Raw genomic sequence first — 3,975 nt, 5'->3', positions numbered from 1 at the left:
TAGTTTTTGAAGCTTGGTAACCGCATGGGCGGTCCCATCCAAAATACTAATTCTTTCTCTCTCTATGCCTTTAAACCCATTTTTTTGACCTAATCTCCTGAAAAGTTCGCGTTAAAATAGTAAAACAGTCGCTGAGCTAAATGCCCAAATCACTGGCTACTTTTCTTATAATATCCCAAAAAAGCACGAGAACTATCCCCCTCTTTTTACCCTAATTTAATATATAGACAACAATTTGATCACATAGAGATAATATTGCGAAGGTAGTTTTGCTCAAAAAATACCCCTATGCAAAAATTACTACTCTCCTTCGCTCTGTTATTTTTCATTTACAGTTGCTCCGATCACCGACTTGACCCGAGCATTAATGAAAATCCCGCAAACTTTACCGAAATCGGCAGTATTGATATTGGCGACATTGGTGCGGCTGAAATCAGTGCGTATGATCCCGTCACTGGTCGCCTTTTTGTGGTGAATAACTTTGTATCGAATACGAATCCGGTCAATAAAATTGACGTAATTGATATGAGCAATCCGTCGGCCATGAAAGTGATTGCAAGTATCAGCATGGCTCCTTACGGCGGAGCAGTTAACAGCCTAAGTGTGTACAATGGCAAATTGGCGGCCGCCATTGAGTCTTTGAATAAGCAGGAGAATGGTAAAGTAGCAGTATTCAACACGATTGATTACAAAGAATTGAAAGTGATTACTGTAGGAGCCCTGCCCGACATGATTACTTTTTCTCCCGACGGACGCTTTATTATAACTGCCAATGAAGGAGAACCGAATGATGCCTATACCATTGACCCCGTAGGCAGTGTTTCCATTATTTCGGTGGAAGATAACTATTCTGTGGTCACCCTTGACTTTGCGTCTTTTGCTCCTCAGCAGGCCGCTTTGATGGCCAAAGGGTTGCGAATATTCGGACCCACTTCCAATCCCGATTTTGCCCGAAACATAGAGCCCGAATACGTGACCGTTTCTGATGATTCTAAAACGGCTTGGGTTACATTGCAGGAAAACAATGCCATTGCTAAAATCAATTTAACTTCAAAATCGGTAACGGCTATTTTTCCTTTGGGCTTTAAAGATTATAACTTGGATATCAACGCCATTGATATAAGTGACCAAGACAACGCCATTGCCCTAAAAAAATGGCCTGCCTTCGGGATGTATCAACCGGATGGTATTTCAGTATTTGAAGCGGGAGGTGTTCCCTATTTATTCACTGCCAATGAAGGAGATGCCCGCGAATATACTGGTTTTACGGAGATGCGGCGGGTAAGTTCAAATGCAACCGTACTGGACCCTGTCATTTTCCCTAACGCCGCTACGCTGAAATTACCCGCACAGATGGGCCGCTTAAACCACACGATTACGTTGGGTAACACCGACGCCGACCCTGATTTCGAGGCCATTTATTCTTTAGGGGCACGTTCGTTCAGTGTGTGGAACGGCAATGACGGAAGCTTGGTATTTGACAGCAAAAATGACTTAGAACAGCGTTGTATTAGCGCCGGTGTGTACGATGACGGCCGCAGCGACGATAAAGGAGTAGAACCAGAAGGCATTGCTTTAGGTCAGGTAGGCGGCAGAAAAATTGCTTTTGTCGGTATGGAAAGATCAGATGCCGTAGGTATCTATGACGTAAGCAATCCTACCGCGCCCGTATTTCTGCAATTGGTAAAATGCGGCGATGCTCCCGAGGGTGTACTTTTTATCCCTGCCAACAACAGTCCTATCCAAAAGAGCTTGTTGATTGTCAGCAGCGAGAACGACGGGGTAGTTAAAGTGTACAGACCCCAGTAATTTTTAAAGTTGTTTGCTTCACTAAGAGTGAATCCTGGACAAAAAAATCGGCAACCCTTCTGAAAATGGTTGCCGATTTTTTTTATTCAAAACGTAGGAAAAATGCTGAAAGTAAATCCCTGCGGTTGAGTACCCTGAAAAATCGGTTGAGAAATTAAGACAGCAGAAACAGAAAAATAAGTGGAAAAACCAATCCAGCCAACGCCAATTTCCAACCTCTGCTTTTAAAACTTAATTTTCCTTTGGCAATCATCAACGTGCCGGTGACTGCGAGTGCAATCATGCTGATTCCGAAAAAGTCAGAATAATAAATCCACCATACAGAAGTTGACTTGTGCAACTTGTGCATTTGACTAACCAACGGCGTGTCCTGATAGGTTATGATTTCGCCCTTGCCGGATTTGATGTCAATGTCAACATCGTTCATTTCATAAGAGATTCTTAGTTCGCCTTTTTTTACCATCGAACGTCTGAATTTATCTTTAATGCCCAATTTTTCGCCAAGACTTCTGGCGTACTCTTCCGTAATTTCTTCCTCATTTTGAAGAAGTTGAGCACTGATTTGCTTGATTTTAGCGGTATATTTTTCGGGTTTCCAAGTATCTCGGTGGTTTTGCAGAATTCCTGAAAATGCAAAAGAAATAATAAGCCCTACGTAGAAATAACCGATGTCGCGGTGTAAGGCTCTGTTGTTGATTGGAGTAGGCATCCGTCAATTAGATTTTATTTAGTTATCTTAAACGAATCAATTTCTTTGCCGTCCGAGGTGATTTGACGAATCGTTATCGTTTTGTCATTGACATCAGCCACCGTCAGCGAATGGACATTGGAGCGGAATTTATTCGTAAATTTTTGCCATGAATCTGGATCGTTATTTTGCTCAGGATTGTACAAGTCTTGTCCTCCCGCACCCGTAATCAGATATACAATACCGTTGGGTTTTGTTTTAGTTATTCCGTCAAAATTTTTGTCAAGGGTCCAAGCACCGTTCACGATACGTCCTCTGACGGTTTTATTATCACGTCCTCCAACCAAAAGTGTTCCTTTTCTATCGGGCACAAACTTCATTGGAAAGGTACGCTGATAATTGTGCACGTGTCCGCTGAAAACAATATCTACTTTTCCTGCTTCAAATTCCGGCACTAATAATCGCATCTGCTGCTGCTCATAATGCTCGCGTGAAGAGTTAAAACCGGGATGGTGAATCATTATAAACCGCCAAGTAGCACGCTGTGCAGCAGGTGAAGCTAAGTCTTTGGCTACCCAATCATGCAAAGCCTGATCCGTAAAATCAACATAAGGGTTTGAATCAAGTACTGTCCAGTGCGCGTTGCCGTAGTCGAAAGAATAATTGGTCAGGCGGGGATAGTTGTCCCCTGCCGCTTCCATAAACGGTTTCCTGTGTTCATCTGAAGCAATCAGGGAAGGTGTGAGCGCTCCCCCTTCTTTGTTGTCGGGACCGTTAAGCGGTTGATTCCAATAATAGAAATACGCCAATCCATCGGGGAATTTATCTAAATCACGCGCATCCGTATCGTGATTGCCCGGTGACACAATAAACGGCACTGAGCGCATCAACGGCCCGCCCATCGTGTCGGGCTTGTCGGCATTGTACACAGGCCAAAATTTAGTTTGGTATTCGGCCACGGTGCCGTGCTCATAGACAATATCGCCGGGAACAATTACTACGTCCGGCTTTTCAAGATAGGCTCGTTTGGCCAAGGCTCTTTGCGGGGCAGATTCAGCACCAATATCGGCAAAGGTCACAAACCGATAAGGTTGATCGGCAGCCCGCATGGTTTTGGCTTCGGCGGCAAATACCTCTTTCCCGTCTTTTAATACGCGGTATAAAAAGGTGCTTCCAGGTTTTAGCCCTGCCAGGGACGCTATATACACCCGGTGGGGAGCAACGGTCCCCACTGCAACCCGAGTAGCTGAAGGAACGGGGGCTTTTACCCAAGTAGCGCGACTATCAGCGCGGAATTCTACTGTCCAATCGGCGTTGGCATCGGGCGTGTGCCAAAGGAGTTGTAACGATTCGGGGGAAGGATTGCGTCCAATTTGCAAATAGGGCTTAGCTACAAAAATCTCAGAGGCCGGTTGCGCTATTACCAGTTGGCACAGGAAGACAAAGAGAAAAGTGAATTGACTTTTTTTCATGAGTTA

The 3,975-nt window shown here is 44.4% G+C and carries 3 protein-coding genes; 1 reads left to right on the top strand and 2 read right to left on the bottom strand.

Annotation, left to right across the window (positions count from 1 at the left end; all coding sequences use genetic code 11):
• Positions 1 to 288: 288 nt before the first annotated feature.
• Positions 289 to 1,809: a choice-of-anchor I family protein gene (locus Q0081_RS10100; protein WP_298352273.1), complete on the top strand. Its 1,521-nt coding sequence runs from the start codon at positions 289 to 291 to the stop codon at positions 1,807 to 1,809.
• Positions 1,810 to 1,963: 154 nt separating this feature from the next.
• On the opposite strand, the gene Q0081_RS10095 is transcribed toward Q0081_RS10100, so the two are convergent.
• Both Q0081_RS10095 and Q0081_RS10090 read right to left on the bottom strand, forming a co-directional pair.
• Entirely contained in the window at positions 1,964 to 2,518 is a 555-nt protein-coding gene (locus Q0081_RS10095; RefSeq protein WP_298352271.1) for a PepSY-associated TM helix domain-containing protein, read from the bottom strand.
• 14 nt (positions 2,519 to 2,532) lie between these two features.
• Positions 2,533 to 3,969: a metallophosphoesterase family protein gene (locus Q0081_RS10090; protein WP_298352268.1), complete on the bottom strand. Its 1,437-nt coding sequence runs from the start codon at positions 3,967 to 3,969 to the stop codon at positions 2,533 to 2,535.
• Positions 3,970 to 3,975: the final 6 nt, after the last annotated feature.

This window comes from Runella sp., from assembly GCF_027484545.1.
Taxonomy (GTDB): domain Bacteria; phylum Bacteroidota; class Bacteroidia; order Cytophagales; family Spirosomataceae; genus Runella.
Note: the sequence above shows the minus strand (reverse complement) of the source record. Positions and strands in the feature narration are given on the sequence as shown.

Coding starts and splice junctions, on each gene's coding strand:
- Q0081_RS10100 (WP_298352273.1), top strand. CDS start 289: ATGCAAAAATTACTACTCTCCTTCGCTCTGTTATTTTTCATTTACAGT.
- Q0081_RS10095 (WP_298352271.1), bottom strand. CDS start 2,518: ATGCCTACTCCAATCAACAACAGAGCCTTACACCGCGACATCGGTTAT.
- Q0081_RS10090 (WP_298352268.1), bottom strand. CDS start 3,969: ATGAAAAAAAGTCAATTCACTTTTCTCTTTGTCTTCCTGTGCCAACTG.